The organism is Ramlibacter montanisoli, from assembly GCF_013087525.1.
GTDB classification, from domain to species: domain Bacteria; phylum Pseudomonadota; class Gammaproteobacteria; order Burkholderiales; family Burkholderiaceae_C; genus Ramlibacter; species Ramlibacter montanisoli.
The window spans coordinates 4,268,662-4,287,729 of sequence record NZ_JABFCS010000001.1; the positions used below are offsets into that span (position 1 = coordinate 4,268,662).

14 protein-coding genes and 2 pseudogenes are annotated in these 19,068 nt (G+C 71.3%); 6 read left to right on the top strand and 10 right to left on the bottom strand.

From position 1 onward, the window contains the following. Positions 1-4: 4 nt before the first annotated feature. The 7 genes from HK415_RS26655 to HK415_RS21265 all read right to left on the bottom strand — a co-directional run bounded on the left by HK415_RS26655 (position 5) and on the right by HK415_RS21265 (position 6,419). Positions 5-1,546 (bottom strand): methyl-accepting chemotaxis protein, encoded by a 1,542-nt coding sequence (locus tag HK415_RS26655; RefSeq protein ID WP_171562708.1) that lies wholly within the window; start codon positions 1,544-1,546, stop codon positions 5-7. Continuing rightward, the gene (locus HK415_RS21250; protein WP_216369851.1) at positions 1,461-2,642 is read right to left on the bottom strand and encodes a cytochrome-c peroxidase; all 1,182 of its coding nucleotides are present in this window, start codon (positions 2,640-2,642) and stop codon (positions 1,461-1,463) included. The genes HK415_RS26655 and HK415_RS21250 overlap by 86 nt, the downstream gene beginning before the upstream one ends. Positions 2,643-2,852: 210 nt before the next feature. Beyond that, positions 2,853-3,548, bottom strand: a complete 696-nt coding sequence (locus HK415_RS21255; RefSeq protein ID WP_171562710.1) for a D-Ala-D-Ala carboxypeptidase family metallohydrolase — start codon at positions 3,546-3,548, stop codon at positions 2,853-2,855. Between the two features lie 45 nt (positions 3,549-3,593). Further along, complete coding sequence (locus HK415_RS26660; protein WP_309246866.1) at positions 3,594-4,496, bottom strand: sensor histidine kinase; 903 nt, start codon at positions 4,494-4,496, stop codon at positions 3,594-3,596. 236 nt (positions 4,497-4,732) lie between these two features. Then, positions 4,733-5,704 carry a hypothetical protein gene (locus HK415_RS26665; protein ID WP_309246781.1) on the bottom strand — a complete coding sequence of 324 codons (972 nt, stop codon included), beginning with the start codon at positions 5,702-5,704 and terminating at the stop codon, positions 4,733-4,735. Next, a complete protein-coding gene (locus tag HK415_RS27315) occupies positions 5,701-5,979 on the bottom strand; it encodes a winged helix-turn-helix domain-containing protein (protein WP_373684665.1) in 279 nt (92 codons plus the stop codon). The genes HK415_RS26665 and HK415_RS27315 overlap by 4 nt, the downstream gene beginning before the upstream one ends. Beyond that, positions 5,928-6,419 carry a response regulator gene (locus HK415_RS21265; protein WP_373684626.1) on the bottom strand — a complete coding sequence of 164 codons (492 nt, stop codon included), beginning with the start codon at positions 6,417-6,419 and terminating at the stop codon, positions 5,928-5,930. The genes HK415_RS27315 and HK415_RS21265 overlap by 52 nt, the downstream gene beginning before the upstream one ends. 141 nt (positions 6,420-6,560) lie before the next feature. Here HK415_RS21265 and HK415_RS21270 point away from each other — a divergent pair, with 141 nt between their 5' ends. The 3 genes and pseudogenes from HK415_RS21270 to HK415_RS21280 all read left to right on the top strand — a co-directional run bounded on the left by HK415_RS21270 (position 6,561) and on the right by HK415_RS21280 (position 9,946). Beyond that, positions 6,561-7,199: a hypothetical protein gene (locus HK415_RS21270; RefSeq protein ID WP_171562712.1), complete on the top strand. Its 639-nt coding sequence runs from the start codon at positions 6,561-6,563 to the stop codon at positions 7,197-7,199. Positions 7,200-7,225: 26 nt separating this feature from the next. After that, complete coding sequence (locus HK415_RS21275; RefSeq protein WP_171562714.1) at positions 7,226-8,491, top strand: SPFH domain-containing protein; 1,266 nt, start codon at positions 7,226-7,228, stop codon at positions 8,489-8,491. A 1-nt stretch (position 8,492) separates the two neighbouring features. Beyond that, positions 8,493-9,946, top strand: a pseudogene (locus HK415_RS21280) (SH3 domain-containing protein). A gap of 12 nt (positions 9,947-9,958) precedes the next feature. Here the strand turns inward: HK415_RS21280 and HK415_RS21285 are convergent. Beyond that, positions 9,959-11,695, bottom strand: a complete 1,737-nt coding sequence (locus tag HK415_RS21285) for a RecQ family ATP-dependent DNA helicase (RefSeq protein ID WP_171562716.1) — start codon at positions 11,693-11,695, stop codon at positions 9,959-9,961. Between the two features lie 5 nt (positions 11,696-11,700). Beyond that, entirely contained in the window at positions 11,701-12,045 is a 345-nt protein-coding gene (locus tag HK415_RS21290) for a hypothetical protein (protein WP_171562718.1), read from the bottom strand. A 166-nt stretch (positions 12,046-12,211) separates the two neighbouring features. Between HK415_RS21290 and HK415_RS21295 the strand changes: the two genes are divergently transcribed. The 3 genes from HK415_RS21295 (at position 12,212) to HK415_RS21305 (ending at position 16,047) form a co-directional block, all read left to right on the top strand. After that, positions 12,212-13,735 (top strand): class I adenylate-forming enzyme family protein, encoded by a 1,524-nt coding sequence (locus tag HK415_RS21295; RefSeq protein WP_171562720.1) that lies wholly within the window; start codon positions 12,212-12,214, stop codon positions 13,733-13,735. A 190-nt stretch (positions 13,736-13,925) separates the two neighbouring features. After that, positions 13,926-14,186 carry a hypothetical protein gene (locus tag HK415_RS21300; protein ID WP_171562722.1) on the top strand — a complete coding sequence of 87 codons (261 nt, stop codon included), beginning with the start codon at positions 13,926-13,928 and terminating at the stop codon, positions 14,184-14,186. A 121-nt stretch (positions 14,187-14,307) separates the two neighbouring features. Further along, on the top strand, positions 14,308-16,047 hold the full coding sequence (locus HK415_RS21305; protein WP_216369852.1) for a methyl-accepting chemotaxis protein: 1,740 nt from the start codon (positions 14,308-14,310) through the stop codon (positions 16,045-16,047). Here HK415_RS21305 and HK415_RS21310 read toward each other — a convergent pair. Continuing rightward, a pseudogene (locus HK415_RS21310) lies at positions 16,044-19,011 on the bottom strand (L-glutamate gamma-semialdehyde dehydrogenase). The gene HK415_RS21305 and the pseudogene HK415_RS21310 sit on opposite strands and share 4 nt — an antisense overlap. Between the last annotated feature and the right edge of the window lie 57 nt (positions 19,012-19,068).

A 19,068-nucleotide genomic window follows, 5' to 3' on the forward strand; every position in this document is an offset into this window, starting at 1 on the left:
CAGGTCAGGCCTGAAGGTTGGAAAGGCGTTGCGTCAGCGCCGCGGAGGTTTGCGACAGGGACGCGGAGGTTTCGTCGAGCAGGCGCGCGTGGCGCTCGCCGTCTGCGAGGGCATGGGCGAGCGCCTGCGATTCGCGGTCCATGAACTGGACGCGATCGACCTGGCGCTGGAAGGATTCGCGGAAGCCCTGCACTTCCTTGTGCATGCCGTCCACCAGCGACTGGTTGGAACGCGCTGAGGTATCGAGGGCGGCGATGCGGCCGGCCCCTTCGTCCATCAGCACGCTGGTTTCCTGCACCGCCGCGGTGGTGGCGCCGAGCTGGCGGGTGATGTCCTCGCTGGCGCGGCGGATCTGCAGGGCGGCCTGCTGCGTGTCTTCGGACAGCCTGCGCACGGAGCTCGCGATCACCGAGAAGCCGCGTCCCGCATCGCCTGCGCGGGCGGCTTCCACCGCGGCGTTGAGCGACAGCAGGCGGGTGGTGGAGGAGATCACCTCGATCTGGTCGGCGAAGCGCGCGATGTCGCTGCGGCTCTTGGCCAGCGCGGTGGTCGCTTCCAGCAGCTTGTGCAGGCGCGCGGTGGTCCCCTGGATCTGCTCGGCCACCAGGCCGGCCTCGCCGGCGTGCTGGCGCGACATCTCGGCCGATGCGTTGCAGGTCTCGCCGAGCTGGTCCACGTCGTCCAGGCACACGCGCGCTTCCTGCAGCATGGACTGCATCGCGTCCTGGCAGCGTTCCAGCAGCTCGCGCAGGCGCTGGTTGGCCTGCTGCACGTCGCCGTTGACGCCATCGAGCTGGCTGCCGCCGGTTTCCAGTTCGCGCGCGCTGTGCGCCACTTCCTCCAGCAGCTGCTCCACCGGGGCGAAGCGGCGCTTCAGGCGTTTGTAGAACAGCACGCCACCCGCGGTGCTGACCGTGGCGGCGAGCACCAGGCCCCACAGCATGCGCTCGAACAGCTGCGAACGCTCCTCGGTGGCGCGCAGCCGCGCCTCGCCTTCGCGGGCGAGGATGGTGGTGGACAGGGCGTCGATCTGCCTGAGCTGTTCGACGATGCCTTCGCGCGCGGCCGCGGCCTGCGCCCGCTCGCCCTTGCGGGCCAGCATGATCACGTTGACGCGCGGCGTCTTCACCGCATCCACCAGTTGGCTCATGCGACCGACGTCGGTGCTCTGGGGCATGGCGGCGCGCAAGGCGGTCACCGCGTCCTCCAGCTTGGAGGCGGCGGCGATGGAGGCCACCGCGGCCGCGCGCACGCGGGCCGCGTCCTCCTCCGCCATCGTCTGCGACAGCAGGCGGTCGACTTCCAGCACGGCGAGCCGCGCTTCGACGGCGGCGCGCGAGCGGGTCTCGTTCACCGTTTCCGCCTGCGCCACCGAGTTGATCACGTGCCACATGGCCGCGGCCGACACGGCTGCCACCGCCACCACCAGCAGCGTGATGCCGGTGGCGAACCAGCTCAGCTCACGCTTCCAGCGGGCCACCAGGCTGCCCGAGCGGCCCGAGCGACGCGCCGTGGCGGCCGCTTGCGGGTTCGCGTCGTACGACACCTGGGGGAGCGATAAAGGAGCGCCCATGACTGCTGCCTTGGCCATGCCTGCCTGCTTTGCGGCCTAGTGCGGAAGCTGGGGCGCGACCACGACGACGGGCTGGCCCGTCAGCGAGCGCATGAAGGCGACCAGGTCCGACTTCTCCTGCTCCGACAGCGTCAGCTGCTTCATGTCGGCGGAGAGGTTGCTGCGGTCGTCGCCGCCCGCGCGCGTAGTGCTCCACGACCTCGCGCAGCGTCGCCGCGGAACCGTCGCGGAAGTAGGGCGCGGTCAGCTCGATGTCGCGCAGCGTCGGCGTCTTGAAGGCGCCCTTCATCGAGGCGACCTTGCGGATGTTGAAGCGGCCCAGGTCGGGCGTGCCCGCGCTCTTGATGCCGATGTTGTGGAAGCCGTTGTCGGTGAAGTTGGGACCGCTGTGGCACGAGGAGCAGTTGCCCTTGGCCGGGTCGGTGAAGACCCTGAAGCCGCGGTGCTGCTCGGGCGTGAGCGCCCTGGTGTCGCCGGCCAGCCAGCGGTCGAAGGGCGCATTGCGCGAGATCACCGTGCGCTCGAAGGCGGCCAGCGCCTTGGCGATGGTCTCCTCGCCGATCGCTTCGCCGGGGTAGGCCTTGCCGAACATGGCCTTGTACGCCGGCATGCTGCCCAGCCGCGCGATGACGGTCGGGAAGTCGCTGTTCATCTCGTCGGGCGCCTTCATCGGGCCCAGGGCCTGGTCTTCCAGCGACTTCTTGCGGCCGTCCCACATGAACTGCGTGTTGAAGGCGGTATTGATGATCGTGGGCGTCGCGCGGCCGAGCACGGCGCCGCCGAAGCCGACGGCCGTCTTCTGCCCGTCCGACCAGCCCAGCGAGGGGTTGTGGCAGGTGGCGCAGGAACTCGCCCCGTTGCCGGACAGGCGCGGATCGAAGAACAGGGCGCGGCCCAGTTCGACCCGGGCGGGCGAGCTCACGTTGTCCTTGGGCATCGGCACGGCCGGCAGGCGCCAGGCCGACTTGTCGTCCGCGCTGGGCGCCGGTACCCTGTCCGAAGCCAGCAGCGTGGTGGCGGACAGCACCGCGGCGGCGGCGATGCAGGAAAGGATTGCGGTCTTGGCCATGTGTCGGGCTCCTGGTGACGTGGCCCCGCCGAGGTAACGGCAAGGGTGGTGTCACTTTAGGAGACAACTGCTACAAAGTGCAACAGCCATCCCGTGGATGCAACGCCCGCCCGCGCCGCGAGTCCGGCCGCCCGTCGGGAATCAGGGGATAACGGTTAGGGACGACGCCTTAAGCATTCGCCCTAGACTCGGCTTCCAGGCCTTTCCGTCTCACTGCAGGCAGTAGCTGCTGCCCCGCCGGTGGCTGGCGCCCCAGGTCCGGTAGGCGGTGCGGTCGATGTGGATGCGGCCGCTCGGATAGCGGCTCATGCCCATGTCCCAGGCCTGGCCCTCGTCCCGCCAGAAGCGGCACAGGCGCTGTCCTTCCTCCTCGGGCACCGGGGCGATGTCGACCGCGAAGCGCACATGCGAGCTGCCCGGCGCCCCGCCGGCACAGCGGTTCAGCTGCGGGTCACGGTAGGCGGAGACGACCTCGAAGCCGGTGAGCACCTGCCGCTTCTTGAGTTCGCGCAGCAGCACCAGCAGGTCGCGCACCGTCGGCCAGGCCTGCGCGGGCGGCAGCTGGAAGGGCTCGGCCCGGCACTCCTTCCACATGGAGGCGCTGCGCAGCAGCTGGTACATGGGCACCACCTGGGCGACCTGCTCCGCCACCAGGAACTGCTCGAAGGCGTCGACGTCGGCCACGTGCTTCGCGCGCCAGGCCGCAAACAGGACCGCGTCGCGTTCCGGATCGGCCAGCACCTCCGCGGGGAGAGCGGGCGCAGGTGCGGGCGCCGGTGCCGGCGCGGAAGGAGCGGGTGGGGGTGCCGGCGGCCGCGCTTCCTGCCGCGGCGTGCAGGCGGCGAGCGTGCCCAGCAGCAGCGCAAGAACGAGGCGCAGGTGGCGCAGCGAACCGGGCTTTCCCATGGCAAAAGCCTAGCGCAGGCCCGCGCTCCCGGGTGCAGGACGGATTCAGCCCTCGAGTGGGAAGCCGAGCTCGAAGCGCACGCCGTCGCCGCTGTTGAGCGCCCGCACGGTCCCGCCCATCTTGGCCATGTAGGTGCGCGCGACGAACAGGCCCTGGCCGCGCCGGCCGGACGGTTCCGCCGCGGCCGCGTCGCTGACGCCATAGTCGAAGATGCGTTCCAGCAGCGCCTCGGGAATGGCCGGGCCCTGGTTGTGGATGCCGACCACGGCCTGACGCTCGCGCACGTCCAGCGTGAGCACGATCGGCGTGCCGGGCGTGCGATGCCGCTGCGCGTTGCGCAGGATGTGCGTCACCACGTCTTCCAGCGAGAAGGCATCGGCGCGCACCATGACCGGCCGCGCCTGGCCCTCGTAGCGCACGTCCCCGATGCCGGCGAACTGCGCATTGGCCGCCACCTCGCGCAGGAAGGCATCCAGGTCCAGCGGTGCGAGCTCCAGCTGCGCCGCCGCCAGTGCTTCGCCCGGCGAGGCCTGTCCGTACAGCACGCGCACGGCCTGCTGCATGCGCTGCACGTAGCGGTGCGCCGGATCGTCCGCATCCGGATGCAGCACCATCAGCGACTGCAGCGGCGACAGGATCTCGTGGCCCACCGCCTGCAGCATGTTGCGCTCGCGTTGCGCGCGCAGCTGCTCGCGCTGCACGTCGCTCTTCACGCGCTGCAGCAGGTCGGCCAGGCCGCCGGCCAGGATGCCCAGCTCGTCGCGCCCGCGCAGGTCGGAGACATCGAGCTGGCCGATGCGGGCATCGCCGCTGGCATCCATCTGCACGTTGTACGAGACGGCGGCCGCGCGCCGCGTCAGCACCGCGATGCGGCGGATCAGGCCGACCTCGATCACCAGCCAGGCGAGCACGATCGCGCCCAGCATGGCCGCCACGTACCAGGACATGCGCGTGGCGATCACGCCCAGGCTGCGGTCGATGCCGCGCGCGTCGCCGGCCAGCCGCACTTCGAAGCTGCCGGTGGGCGTGGCGATGGTCTCGCGCGCCTGCACCGGCTGCGGCCGCGTGGCCACGGGCAGCTGGTCGATCACGCGCAGGATCAGCGGCGAGCTGCGGCCGGCGCCATCGTCGCTCGCCTTGAGCTCCGCGACCGGGCCGCGGCGCGGGCCGCCATGCGTGATGGTCAGCACTTCGCCCGGCTGCAGCGTGCGCTGCAGGTCCTGCAGCGAGGCCGGCGGCAGCGCGCCGGGCGCGTTGCTGTCGAACAGGGGGCGGCGGCGCCGGGCGGCAGCATCTGCAGCTGCACGCGGATGCGGTCCAGGTCGGCCGGCGGCCACTCCGGGCGCGCGGCGGACAGCGCTTCGCGGAAGGCTTCCAGCGGCAGCCGCAGCGCATAGGACACGCGGCGCGGGCACTCCGGCAGCTCGCCGCCCGCGGAGCAGGCCGCGCTTTGCCACAGCCAGCCGCGGAAGTCGCGCACCGGCCGGGTGTCGGCGTCCAGGCTGCCGTCGCGGTTGCTGGTGAAGGCGGCGAAGCGTCCGCGCACCAGCGGCTCGCCGCGCAGCGAGAGCCGCTCGAACACCGCCACCCAGGTGCGCAGCTCGCCGCGCATCTCGAGGCGGATGCGCGCGTGGTGCACGGACTGCAGGTCGAGCTCGCCATCGGCACGGCCCGCCAGTTCGCCCGCCGTGAAGTGGCCCACGAGATAAAGGAAGCCGCCGGCATAGGCGTTGCTGCCCACGGCCACGCACAGCGCGCTGTCGTCCGGGTAGACGACCGAGCAGCCGGCCACGTCCACCGCCTGCTGCGCCTTGCCCGGGTCGTCGATGTCCAGCGAGGGGTAGGGCAGCACGAGCGGCCGCAGCGGCACCGGCTCGCGCGCGGTGCCCGCATTCATCAGCGCGAGCTGGCCCGAGGGCTGGCGCAGGCGCGTGATGAGTTCGGCCTGCGCCTTGCGGAAGCCCTGCTGGTAGTTGCGGTAGCTGCGCTCCTTCTCGTCCTGCAGCAGCACGGCGGCCAGGGCGAGCGTCGCCACCGCCAGCAGCAGGAACACCAGCCGGATCAGGATCCGGCGGCGGAACGAGGCCAGGCCCAGCCGCGGCACCTCCAGCCTGGACAGCGCGAGGTCCGGCAGGCCCAGCCCGGGCAGCTTCATGCGCGCGGCTTCCTCGCGCCGTCCACCCAGCGGAAGCCGCGCATCGGCACGTTCTCTATGCCTTCGAAGGACGGGTCCACTTCGCGGAAGGCATCGCGGATCGTGCTGACGTGCTTGCGCACGTTGTCGCGGTTGCGGCCGCTCTTGACCACGTCGAACAGGTCCTCGTAGGACACCACTTCGCCGCGCCGCTGGTAGAGGGTGGCCAGGATGCGCTGCGCCGTCAGCGGTAGGTTGATGCGCTCGCCGCGCCAGGTCGGCGTGCGCTGCCACAGCGGATCAGGGAGAGCTCCGCCGCAGCGGCCGCTGGTGGCGCCTCCTGCTCGGCGCGCCGCTCGCGCGCCACCCGCAGGATCTCCAGGAAGGTCTCGATGAAGTCGGCTTCCTCGAAGGTCGTCTTCTGCAGGTAGTCCCAGGCGTCCAGCGCCTTCATGATGCTGCGGTAGATCGCCGCCGGCATGGCCGATACCACCAGCACCGGCACGCCGGCACGCCGCTTGTTGATGGCGTTGATCAGGGCGACGCCGGCGTGGCGCTCGCGCCCCAATTCGATGTCCAGCAGCACCACGTCGTACTGCTCGCGCGCCAGCGCCGCTTCCGCGGCATCGCGGTCGAACCACTGGTGCACCTCGATGCCCGGGCGCGCCGCGCGGATCCAGCCGGCCAGCTGGTTGCTGGTGGGCACATCGTCCTCGATCACTGCGACGCGGGTCATGCGCGGATTATGGAATGGCGCTGCGGACGCAGCCCCGGAAGATTTCTTCCGGGGCGTGAACGAAGCCGCCCCGCGGGCGCATTGTTCCTTCGCGGGCCGCTGCGAAGAATCGCTTTCATCGTCAACCCAAGGAGAAGCACGATGACAAGCCGCACCACCACCACCCGCGCCCTGGCCCGCTTCGCGCTGGTCGCCGCCGCAGCCGTCGCCGCGGCGTCGCTGTGGGCCGGCAGCCGCCCCGAGCAGGGCCTGCTGCTCGATGCGCAGACCTGGCAGGAGGAAGTGACCACCGCCAGCACCGGTCCCTGGCCGGCCGATGGCTGGTACCGGCTGGAGCCGCGCGAGCGCGGCGTCGACGTGCGCGCCGTGCAGCCCGTCGAGGCCGGCGCCGTTCCGGCCAACGCGCTGTTCTTCCGCCTGCCCGGCACCGCGCTGAAGACCGGCCTGCGTGCCAGCTACCGCCACCTGGAAGTGCTGGCGCAGCCGCGCCTGGGCCGCGACCACGAGCTGAGCCTGGGCACCAGCCGTTTCAGCATCCGCGTGGAGGAAACGCCGGTGGGCATCGAATACGCCATCGGCTACGGCGGCCAGACCTACACCTACGTGCTGGCCCCGGTGGGCGCGAGCACCAGCGTGGTGGACGTCGCCGACCTCGACGGCGACAACCGGCCCGACTTCCTGGTGGAGGTGGAGGACAACACGACCTACCTGCTGCTGTCCACGAAGGCGAAGCCGGGCATGAACCTGCCCACCGCCGAACTGCCGGCGCACGGCTGCTGAAAGCGGGAAGGAACGAGGAGAACACCATGCTGGCCCGCCTGAATTCCATCGTCCGCGCCCTGCGCATCGGTCTTGCCCGCAGGCTGCGCCGTCCCGCGCAGGGGGAACTGCTGTATGCCGACGGCGTGTTCGGCCGCGTGCTGCAGGCGCGGCGCGCGGTCGGCATTGCCGCCGTGGTCGGCGCCGCGGGCTGGGTGCTGCTGTCGCATCCGCCGATCGCCACGGTGGGCGCCGGCGAAATGGGCGTGCGCACCAACGTGCTCACGGGCGACGTCGTGCAGTGGCGCGAAGGCTCCATCCTGGTGATCCCGGGCCTGCACGAGGCCCAGGTGTTCACGATGCGCGACCGCACCTACAAGCCCGCGCAGCTCGCCAATGCCGCCGGCAGCGCACCGGTGCAATCGGTCGAAGGCCTGTCGGTGGGCATCGACCTCACGGTGCGCTATGCACTGGATCCCTCGCGCCTGGCGCACACGGCGCGCACGCTGCCGGGCAACGTGGACACCGAGCTCGTCGAGCCGGCCGTGCAGAACGTGGTCTACAAGGTGTTCGCGCGCTACACCGTGCGCGAGATCTTCTCCACCAAGCGCGCCGAGATCCAGCAGACGCTGGACGCGGACCTGCGCCCGCGCCTGGCCGCCGACGGCGTGCTGCTCAAGGGCGTGCTGGTCGGCAAGGTGGACCTGCCGGCCGACTACGGCATGGAAGGCCTGCTGGCCGAGGAGCTGGAGACGCAGAAGATGCGCTACACGCTGGAACTGAAGGACAAGCGCGTCAGGGAAACCGAGCTGGAAGCCTCGGCCGAGAAGGTGCGGCGCGAAGTGCGCGCCGAAGCGGCCGCGCGCGAGCAGGTGATCGCCGCCCGCGCGCAGGAAGAGGCGATGAAGCACGTGCTGCCCTTCAAGCAGCGGCAGATCGAGCAGCGCCGGCTGGAAGCCGAAGCGGAGAAGGAGTCGCGCATGAAGATCGCCGAAGGCAACGCCCAGGCGCGCCGCATCGAGGCGAACGGCGAGGCCGACGCGCGCAAGAAGCTCGCGGAGGCGGAGGCCTTCCGCATGGAGAAAGTGGGGCAGGCCAACGCGGAGCAGATGGCGCGCGAAGGCAGCCTGCTGTCGCGCCATCCGCTCCTGATCCAGAAGACGCTGGCCGACAAACTTTCCGACAAGGTGCAGGTGATCATCGCCCCGCCCGGCTCCGGCGGCGGCTTCCTGGCGGCCAACCTGCTCGGTGGCGGGCCGCAGGGACGCGAGGGTCCGCAGCACGTGGTGGCCAAGCCTCGCGAGGAGGACTGACATGCTGGCCACCGTCCTTGCGGCTGCCGCGGCGGCCACGCTGGGCAGCGCGCTCGTGAGCACCGACCAGGCGGTGCTGCGCGCGGCGCCGCGCGAGTCCGCGCCTCAGCAGGCGCAGCTGTGGCAGGGCGAGCTGCTGGAGGTGCGCGGCGAGCGGCTCGACTACCTGCAGGTCTGGGACCATGCGCGCGAGCGTGGCGGCTACGTGAAGGCGAGCCAGGTGCGGCGTACGACCCTGGCCGTCAGTGAAGCACCGGACCCGCTGGCGGTGCTGCGCTTCCTGCGCGAAGCGCCCGGCGCCGAGTCGCTCGGCATAGGCGTCGCGGCCGCCTGGCTGCAGGCGGCGCCCGCCGATGCGGTGCGCGGACCGGCGGGTGCGGAAGCGCTCGACGCGCTGGGCAGCTTCGCGGACCGTCTCGCGCAGCGCGCCTCCGGCGACAGCGCGGCGGGCAAGCCGGCACAGGCCGCGCTGTCCGCGCACCTAGAAGTCGCGGCGCGCTACGGCGTGAAGTTCGCGAGCTACGAGCGCGACGGCCGCATGCGCATCTGCTACGACGGCGACGCCTTCCGGCGCGTGCTGGCGCTGCCCGCGCAGCCGCAGCAGAAGGCGCGGGCAGCGCTGGCGCTGACCAATCCGGATTGCGCCGACCCGGCGCTGCAGCCCCTGCAGCGGCACCAGTGGAACCTCTGGCGCGCGCAGGTGCTGGAACACGTGGAGGGCAAGGACCTGCCGGGGCACGTGAAGAACCGCGTCGCGCTGCGGCGGGCGGCGGTGTGGAGCACGCTGGCCTACGAGCACACCCGGCTGGGCGAGCCCGCGCAGGCAGCGGCCGGGCGCGCGATCGCGGAGCTGGCCTCGGTGCAAAAGGGCGAACTCGCCGAGGACGACCAGGCCGCGTACAACGACGCCGCGATGCGCGTGAACGCCTCGCGCTGGGCGGCGATGCCGGCGCGGTCCACTCCGGCCGATCCGAAGCGGCCCTCCATCGTGACGCAGCCAGGCCAGCCCGGCGAGACCTGCGTGCTGCTGGTGGATGCCAGGCACGATGCCGGCAACCCGCTGGCGCGCCGCTGCACCTATGCGGTGGTGTGCCGCAGTCGGCCAGCCTCAACCGCGAAGGCAATGCGCTGGCACTGGCGGTGCAGCCGGTCGACGGCTGGCGCGAGCTGTGGGTGTTCCGCAAGCGCGGCGGGCAGTGGAGCGTCGACATCGTGCCCCCGGCAGGCCTGGTGCCCGGCATCGGCTATGCCGAATTCGCCGGCTGGGTGCCGGGCGGGCAGCAGGTGCTGGTGGCGCGCGAGGCGCGAGCGGAAGGACGTTACCGCCGGACCTATGAAGTGGTGAGCCTGGATTCGCTGGCGACGCAGCGGCAGGCGGCCGAAGCGACCGCGCTCGGACCATTCCAGCGCTGGCCGGATCGGGGGTGGAAGGAGATGTCGGTGAGCTTGCGCTGAGGCGACCGCGACTCAAGGCGCGGCAGCCACCGCCCCCGCCTTCCCACTGCGCGCCTTCGCCCGCCGCACGAACTCCGGCAGGAAACTCCTGCGGCTGCGGTCCGCGAACACCACCGTGACCTGGGTCCCGCTGGCTTCCTCCACCACCCCGCGCCCGTAGCGCCGCACCTCTACCAGATCCCCGCGCGTGAACACGGTCGGGCCGCTGGTTTCCTCCTCTACCACGGCGTCGTCCCCGACCTCGCCATTGCGCCGCAGCAGGTCCTCCACCACCGCCTCGTGCGCCTTGATGCGCCGGCAGTTGTCGCAGTGCTCGCAGCGTTCGAGCGGCGAGCCGTCCTCCAGGTGTTCCAGCAGCACGCGCCAGCGGCACTGGCCGGTCTGCGCGTAGAAGACCATGCGCTCCAGCGCCTCGCGGTCCAGGTCGCGCTTCTTGCCGTAGCCCTCGGTGAGCTCGCGCAGGCGTTCGCCGAACGCGCCCGTCTTCAGCAGGCGAAGGGTGCCGTCGCGGGCCATGGCGACGATCCTGTCCTTGCGCAGCAGGCCCAGCGCGACCTGCAGCTTGGATTTCGGCCGGCCCACTTTGGCCTGCAGCAGCGGCAGCGACCAGGCCTCGGCTTCCGCCGGCTTGTCCTGCAGCGCCTGCACGATCGCGGTCGCGTCCTCCTCGCCCGGATAGCGCCCGGCCATGAAGAACTGCTGGATCGCCTTGTCGCCGCGCAGGAACAGCAGGGTGCATTTCGCCGTCTCGCCGTCGCGCCCGGCGCGGCCGGCTTCCTGGTAATAGGACTCCAGCGTCGCCGGCAGCTGGTAGTGCAGCACGAAGCGGATGTCGGCCTTGTCGATGCCGAGGCCGAAGGCGTTGGTCGCCACCATCACGCGGCAGTGGCCGCCCATGAAGGCGTCCTGTGCGGCCCCGCGCTCCTGCGGGGAGAGCTTGCCGTGGTACAGCCCCGCCGGCTCGCCCGCATCCTGGAGCGCCTCATGCACGGCGTGCGCCGCCTTGACGGTGGCGGTGTAGACGATGCCGCTGCCGGGCGTGGCGCCCACCAGCTTGAGCACCTGGGCCAGCTTCTCGGATTCATCGGCCACCGCGACCACCCGCAGGTCGAGGTTGGGCCGGTAGGAACTGGTGTTCACCACGCCGTTTTCGGGAATGCCGAGCTGCTTGCAGATGTCGGCGGCGATGTCGTCCGTGGCCGTGGCGGTCAGCGCCAGCACGATGGGCTTGCCCAGGCGCGGCAGCGCATGCGCGATCTCGAGGAAGGCCGGGCGGAAATCGTGGCCCCAGTGCGAGATGCAATGCGCCTCGTCCACGGCGAGCAGCGCCACGGGATGCGCCTGCAGCATCTCCTGGAAGCCCGGGTCGGCCAGCCGCTCGGGCGTGGTCATGATGATCTTCGCGCTGCCGTCGGCCACGGCCTGTTCGGCCGCGCGTTCCTCTTCGCTGTCGATCGCGCTGTTCACCTGCACCGCGGCGATGCCCAGGGCCCGCAGCGACTCGCACTGGTCCTTCATCAGCGCGATCAGCGGCGACACCACCACCGTGCGCCCTTCCAGCAGCAGCGCCGGCAGCTGGTAGCACAGCGACTTGCCGGCACCGGTGGGCATCACCGCCAGCGTGGCCTGGCCGGCGAGCACGCGCTCGATGACGGCGGCCTGCCCGGGCCGCAGCCGGGTCAGGCCGAAGGTGTCGCGCAACACGGTGCGCACCCGCACCGGAAGCGCGGGCGTGGTGCCACGGGGCATGGCGCTCAGCGCTCTTCGTCGGAGGCGTCGCCGTCGGCCTGCGCCTGCACGGTGTCGCTGTCCAGGTCGGTCATGTCCAGGTCTTCCAGCTCCGTCTGCGCAAGTCCTTCGTCGTCCGCCATGTTCACGATGCGGTCCGGCATGATGTCCGCGCCTTCGCGCGCGTCGGGTCCCGCCACGACGCCGCGGTCGCCGGTGCCGCCGGCATCGGTGCTGTCCGCGTCCGCCTCTTCGGTGCCGATGGTGTCGCTGCCCGAATCCGAGTTGTCGCTCGGGCCCAGCAGTTCCGCCTCGCGGCCGCTGGGGTGCGAGGGTGCCTGGTCCGCGCCGAGGATGCTGCTGTACGCCATGGTCGTTCTCCTTCCGGGTGGGTGATGCGCACAGTCTGGGGGCGCACCCCGCGGCCGGGCGTCGGCACCGGCACATGCGTACTGTCGGACACAGCCGTCCGCAAGCTGGTGGGTGACAGGCACGCCACGCCCGCTGACGTACAGTGCGCGGGACAAGGAGACGAGCTTGAATTCCGCACCGACGCCGGCGCCCGCGGGCCTGCCGCCCTTTCGCGCCATCCCCGACCTGATCCGCGAGAACGCACGCGCGCGACCGCAGCACCTGGCGCTGCGGCATGGCAGCGGCCGCATGACCTGGGGCGAGCTCGACGCGCAGGCCGACCGGGTCGCGGCCCGCCTGCAGGCGGAAGGCCTGCAGCCGACGCAGAGCATCGCGATCTGCGGCGCCAATTCGATCCCCTACGTCGCGCTCTTCCTCGGAGGACTGCGCGCCGGCCTGGCGGTGGCGCCGCTGCCCACCGGCGCGCTGCCGGAACAGCTGTCCGGCATGGTGGCCGACAGCGGTGCCCGCTTCCTGTTCGCGGACGCGGGCGTGCCGCAATTCGCCACGGCAGCGACACGCGTGCCGCTGGAGCAGCTCGATACCTGGCTGGGCAGCGGGCGGCAGGCGCCCCGGCCCGTGGCGATCGATCCGGCCTGGCCCTTCAACATCATCTATTCCTCGGGCACCACCGGCACGCCCAAGGGCATCGTGCAGCCGCACGCCATGCGCTGGGCGCACGTGGCGCGCGGCGAGAACTACGGCTACGGTCCCGACGCGGTGGCCATGGCAGCCACCTCGCTGTGTTCCAACACCACGCTGGTGTCGGTGTTCCCGTGCTTGGCCAAGGGCGGCACCGTGGTGATGACCGAGGGCCGCTTCGATCCCGCCGGCTACCTGGCGCTGGCCGAGGACGCGCGCGCCACGCACGCGATGCTGGTGCCCGTGCAGTACCAGCGGCTGATGGCGGTGCCGGACTTCGGGCGCCACGACCTGTCGTCCTTCCGCATGAAGTTCTGCACCAGCGCGCCCTTCGCGGCAGCGCTGAAAGCCGACATCCTCCAGCGCTGGCCCGGCGGGCTGGTGGAGTACTACGGGATGACCGAAGGCGGCGGCACCTGCATCCTGGAGGCGCACAACTTCCCGGACAAGCTGCACACGGTGGGCAGGCCGGCCGAAGGGCACGACATCCGCCTGATCGACGAGGAAGGTCGCGAGCTGCCGGCCGGCGAGATCGGCGAGGTGGTGGGCCGCTCGGCTTCGATGATGACGGGTTACCAGAACCAGCTGGGCAAGACGCGCGAGGCCGAGTGGTACGACCCCGAGGGAAACCGCTACATCCGCACCGGCGACGTCGGCCGCTTCGACGCCGACGGCTTCCTCACCCTGATGGACCGGCGCAAGGACATGGTGATCAGCGGCGGCTTCAACATCTACCCGAGCGACCTGGAGGCGGTGCTGCGCCAGCACCCGGGCGTGGCCGATGCGGCGGTGGTGGGCGTGCCTTCGCAGGAGTGGGGCGAGTCGCCGGTCGCCTTCGTGGTGCCGCATTCCGGCGCACCGTCCGCGCAGGAGCTGCGCGCCTGGGCCAACGAACGCCTGGGCAAGACCCAGCGGCTGGTCGACGTGCGCTACCTGCAGGAGCTGCCGCGCAGCGACATCGGCAAGGTGCTCAAGCGCCAGCTGCGGGACAGCTACCAGGCGGGCTGAGGCTTCCGCGCACTGTTGATCTTGCCAGCGGGCATTTGGCTGACACGTCGCTTCCCGCGCGGCGCGGTGTCCGCTGTGCTTGGCGCTGACGCGGTGCGCCGCGCCATGCCTGCGCCAGGAAGCACGCCACACCCACAGGCGCGGCCCCCGCACCGGAGCATTCTGGAGTCCTACCAGGGAGATGCTCCAAATGAAATACATGCACAAGGCGATCTGGCAATCCGACGGCAACCTCGTGATCCGCGGCAACACCCGCGCGCTGCTGTTCCGCGCGCTGGACGACATGCGCGCCGATCTCGACAAGCGCGACGGTGACGCAGACCAGCTGAAGCGCACCCTGGCGGCCCTGCAGGAAGTGCTGGGCGCCTACGACGGCAAGCTGCCCAGCGCCACCGAGCTGCTGGGCGACCCCGTTAAGCAACGCATCTCCCGAAACCTGCTCAAGGTCTAGCAATCCGCGGCCCCGGAGCCGCTCCCGTCCACTATTCCGCACATCCCCGCCGGAATCGTTTGCCACCAGGGCCCGAATCGCTCACACTGAACGAGTTGATACACGCGGTTACACCTGCGGGTTGAACCGTCTCTCCCTGGAGGAGGTTTCGATGCGAGTCTGGTCTGCCATCCAAGGGCGCGGGATCGCCATGCGCCTGGCTGTGGGATTCGGTGCGGTCCTGCTGCTCTTGCTGCTCGTTGCGGGCGCAGGTGTGGTTCAGCTGCAACGACTGCAGCGACAAGCCGACGAACTGGTCACGCAGCACATCGCCATGCTCGACGCGCTCGGGCGAATGCAGGAGACCGGGTCCGAACGTGCGCTGCTCCTGCGTGATCTGGTGTTGGGGTACACCATGGACGAGCGCCGGGCGGTCGAGCGGCTGCTCCAGGTCAACGGTGCCGCGCACACCGGGACCTCCCGCCGGCTGGCCGACGTGGCAGATGCCTCCCAGGTGGGCGCCGCCCGTCACGTCCTGCAGCGCGTGGTGGAGCTTGGCGAACGCATGGCGGCGCTTGAAAAGACTCTTATGGAGCATGCCGCTGCCTGGCGCATGGACGACGCCAAGACCGTGCTGGCCGAGCTCGGCCCGCAGCAACAGGGCATGAACCGCCTGCTGCGCGAGTCCTTCGTCGCGACCATGGCGGATGCGGAAAGCTCCGTGCAGGAAAACCGCGCCCAGCACCGCTGGATGGTGACCGTCGTCGGCGTGTCCACCGGGCTGTGCGTGCTGCTGGGTGTCGCCATCGCCTTCTTCACGGGCCGCGGCATCCTGCGGCCGGTCGGCGAGGCCAAGGCGTCCGCCCTGCGCATCGCGGGCGGCGACCTGACGCAGCCGATCACGGCGCGGTCGGGCGACGAGGTGGGCCAGCTGGTGGAGGCGCTCGAGCTGATGCGGCGGGCACTGTCCGGGTCGGTCGCCGACATCCGGCAGGCCGCCGAGCGGGTGCGCAGCGGGGCCTCGCGCATCGAGCAGGGCAGCGGCGATCTCGCGTCGCGCACCGAGGAACAGGCGGCCAGCCTGGAGGAGAGCGCGTCCAGCATGGAGGAGTTCACCGCCACCGTGCAGCAGAACGCTCAGGGCGCCAATGAGGCGAGCAAGCTGGCGCGCAGCACGTCGGACGTCGCGGCGCGCGGCGGCGAGGCGGTGCGCGGCGTGGTGACCACCATGCAGGGCATCCACACCGCCTCCACCCGCATCGGCGACATCATCGGCGTGATCGACGGCATCGCGTTCCAGACCAACATCCTCGCGCTCAACGCGGCGGTCGAAGCCGCGCGGGCGGGCGAGCAGGGCCGCGGCTTCGCCGTGGTGGCGAGCGAGGTGCGCTCGCTGGCGCAGCGCTCGGCCGAGGCGGCCAAGGAAATCAAGGCCCTGATCCAGGACGCGACCGGCCGCGTGGACGGCGGCGTGCGCCAGGTGGAAGAGGCCGGCCGGACGATGGACGAGATCGTCGGATCGGTGAAGAAGGTCAATGCGCTGGTCGCGGAGATCGCGCACGCGAGCGCCGAGCAATTGGCCGGCATCGAGCAGGTCAACCGGGCCATCGCGCAGATGGACGGCACCACGCAGAGCAACGCGGCGCTGGTGCAGCAGGCCGCGGAGTCGGCGCAGGCGATGGCGGGGGAGGCTGCGAACCTGGTGGACACCGTGGCCCGGTTCCGGCTCGCGGATGCCGAGTCCGCCCAGCCTGCGAGGGTCGGGCAGCAGGAGCAGCCCGCGAGGCTGCAGGAACTGCCGCGCCGCCGCCGGATGCCGCGCTTCGCGGCGACGATGCCGCCGGACTCGGAGATGCTCTCCTTGCCCGCGCCGCTGAACTAGGCGAGCAAGGCCACGTTGCCGCCCGCGGCGGTGGTGTTGATCGTCACCGTCTGCTCCGCGCAGAAACGCGTGAGGTAGTTCGGCCCGCCCGCCTTGGGCCCCGTGCCCGACATCCCTTCGCCGCCGAAAGGCTGCACGCCCACCACCGCACCGATCATGTTGCGGTTGACGTAGACGTTGCCGATGCGCGCCTCGCGTGCCAGCGCCTCCGCGCGGCTGTCGATGCGCGTCTGGATGCCCAGCGTGAGGCCGTAGCCGATCCGGTTGATCGCATGGATCACCTCCTGCGGGTCGCCGCGCCAGCGCGCCACGTGCAGCACCGGGCCGAAGATCTCGTGCTTCACCTGTTCGACCGAGGCCACCTCGAAGGCCTGCGGTGGGATCAGCCGCGTCACCGGATCCGGTGTCGCCGGTGGCAGCAGCGGTTTGGCTTCCGCCTGCAGGCGCGCCAGGTGGCGCTGCAGGCCGGCGAAGGCGTCGCCGTCGATCACCGGGCCGACATCGGTGCGCCACTGCGAAGGATCGCCGGTGACCAGTTCGCGCGCCGCACCCTGGATCATGCGGATCACGCCGTCGGCCACCGCCTCGTGCACCACCAGCAGCCGCAGCGCGGAGCAGCGCTGCCCCGCGGAGCGGAAGGCGCTCTGCACCACCGCATCGGCCACCTGTTCGGGCAGCGCGGTGGAGTCCACCAGCATCACGTTGATGCCGCCGGTCTCGGCGATCAGGGGCACGATGGGCCCTTCCTTGGCGGCCAGCGCGCGCTGGATGATCTTGGCGACCTGGGTCGAGCCGGTGAACACGACGCCGGCGATGCGCGGCTCGGCCGGCCACCAGCGCCGCGCCGACGGTCTCGCCGGGGCCGTGCAGCAGCTGCAGCGCATCGGCCGGCACGCCGGCGGCGTGCAGCAGGCGCACGGCTTCCAGGGCGATCGCCGGCGTCTGTTCCGCCGGTTTCGCCAGCACGGTGTTGCCGGTGACCAGCGCCGCCGCCACCTGGCCGGTGAAGATCGCCAGCGGGAAGTTCCAGGGGCTGATGCACACCCAGGCGCCGCGGCCGGTGAGGCGCAGCACGTTGCTTTCGCCGGTGGGGCCGGGCAGCGTGACCGGCTGCAGGATGCGCTCGGCCTCGTTGGCGTAGTAGCGCAGGAAGTCCACGGCCTCGCGCACTTCGGCGACGCTGTCGCCCCAGGCCTTGGAGCCTTCCTTCACCAGCAGCGCGCACAGGCGCGGCAGGTCCGCTTCCATCGCGTCGGCCGCCCGCCGCAGGATGGCCGCGCGCGTTGCCACGGGGACGCGCTCCCAGGAACGCCCCGCTTCGAGCGAGCGGTCCACGGCCTGCGGCACCTGCGCCGCATCGGCGAACGGGATCGCGGGCACGACCGTCGCCGCCAGCGCCCGCTCCAGCGGAGCGCGCATCGCCGGCACCGCGAGGTCCAGCCCCAGGCTGTTGCGCCGCGCCGGCCCGTACAGGTCCGGCGGCAAGGGCAGCGAGGGTTCGGGCGCCAGGTGCAGCGGCGACTGCAGCAGTTCTTCCAGGCCGATGGACTCGTCGGCCAGCTTGTGCACGAAGGAGGAGTTGGCGCCGTTTTCCAGCAGCCGGCGCACCAGGTAGGCGAGCAGGTCGCGGTGCTGCCCCACGGGCGCGTACACGCGGCAGGCGAGCAGCGGGTTCTGCAGCACCTCGCGGTAGATGCCCTCTCCCATCCCGTGCAGCCGCTGCAGTTCGAAGGCCGCGCCGTTGCGGTTGGCCATCTGCACGATGGCCGCGATGGTGCCGGCGTTGTGGGTGGCGAACTGGGGGAAGATCACGTCGTGCGCGTCCAGCAGCGCCCGCGCGCAGGCGAGGTAGGACACGTCGGTGTGGTGCTTGTGCGTGAACACGGGATAGTGCGGCAGGCCCAGTTCCTGTGCGCGCTTGATCTCGGCGTCCCAGTAGGCCCCCTTGACCAGCCGGCACATGAGGCGGATGCCGTGCCTGCGGGCGATGACGGCCACCTCCGTAATCAGTTCGACCGCGCGGGTCTGGTAGGACTGCAGCGCGAGGCCGAAGCCCTGCCACTGCGGATGCGCACGCCCGACCTGCGGGGCGAGCGCCTCGAACACGTCCAGCGACAGCTCCAGGCGGTCCACCTCCTCGGCGTCGATGGTGAGGTTGATGTTGGCCTTCGCCGCCAGCTCGCACAGGCCCCACACGCGCGGCACCAGTTCCTGCATCACGCGTTCCTGCTGCAGGGCCTCGTAGCGCGGATGCAGCGCGCTCAGCTTGATGGAGATGCCGTCGTTGTGCTGCACCGGGCGATCCGGCTGCGCGCCGGCGGCGATGGCGGCGATCGCTTCCTGGTAGTGCAGCAGGTAGCGCTGCGCGTCCTCCTCGGTGCGCGCGCCTTCGCCCAGCATGTCGTAGGAAAAGCGCAGGTTGGCCTGGCGGCGGCGCGCCCCGGCGGCCTCCTGCATCGCTTCGGCGATCGTCTGTCCCAGCACGAACTGGCGACCGAGCAGCTGCACGGCGCGCAGCGTCGCGCCCACCACCGTGCGCGCGCCCAGCCGCGCGAACAGCCCTCCCTCGGCCTGCGCGCCGTCGCCGGGCAGGAAGCGCTTGGACAGCGAGATCGCGCTGTGCGACAGGCGCGCCAGCGCGCTGTCGGCCGAGCCTTCGAAATCGGCGCGCGAGAGCTGGTCGGCGGTCAGCGCGATCGCGGTCTCGGCATCGGGCACCCGCAGCAGGGCCTCGGCCAGGCGCATGAGCGCCAGGCCCTCGGCGCTGGAGATCGGGTACTCCTTCAGCAGGCTTTCCATCGCCCAGAAAGGCGGTGGGTTGCGTCGCACCGCCGCCACCCAGGGCGCGGCGGCCTGTGCCGCGCCGGCCCAGTCCAGAGCACCCTGCAGGGCCTGCAGTCGGTCGGCGACGATGGCGGCCTCGGGCCGGTACGGGTTGGGCAGGCGTTGGGTGGAATTCGGCATGGCATCCAGTGTGGAACGACTGGATCGTCGCTGGTGCGCTGACGAATGTTTCGCTAA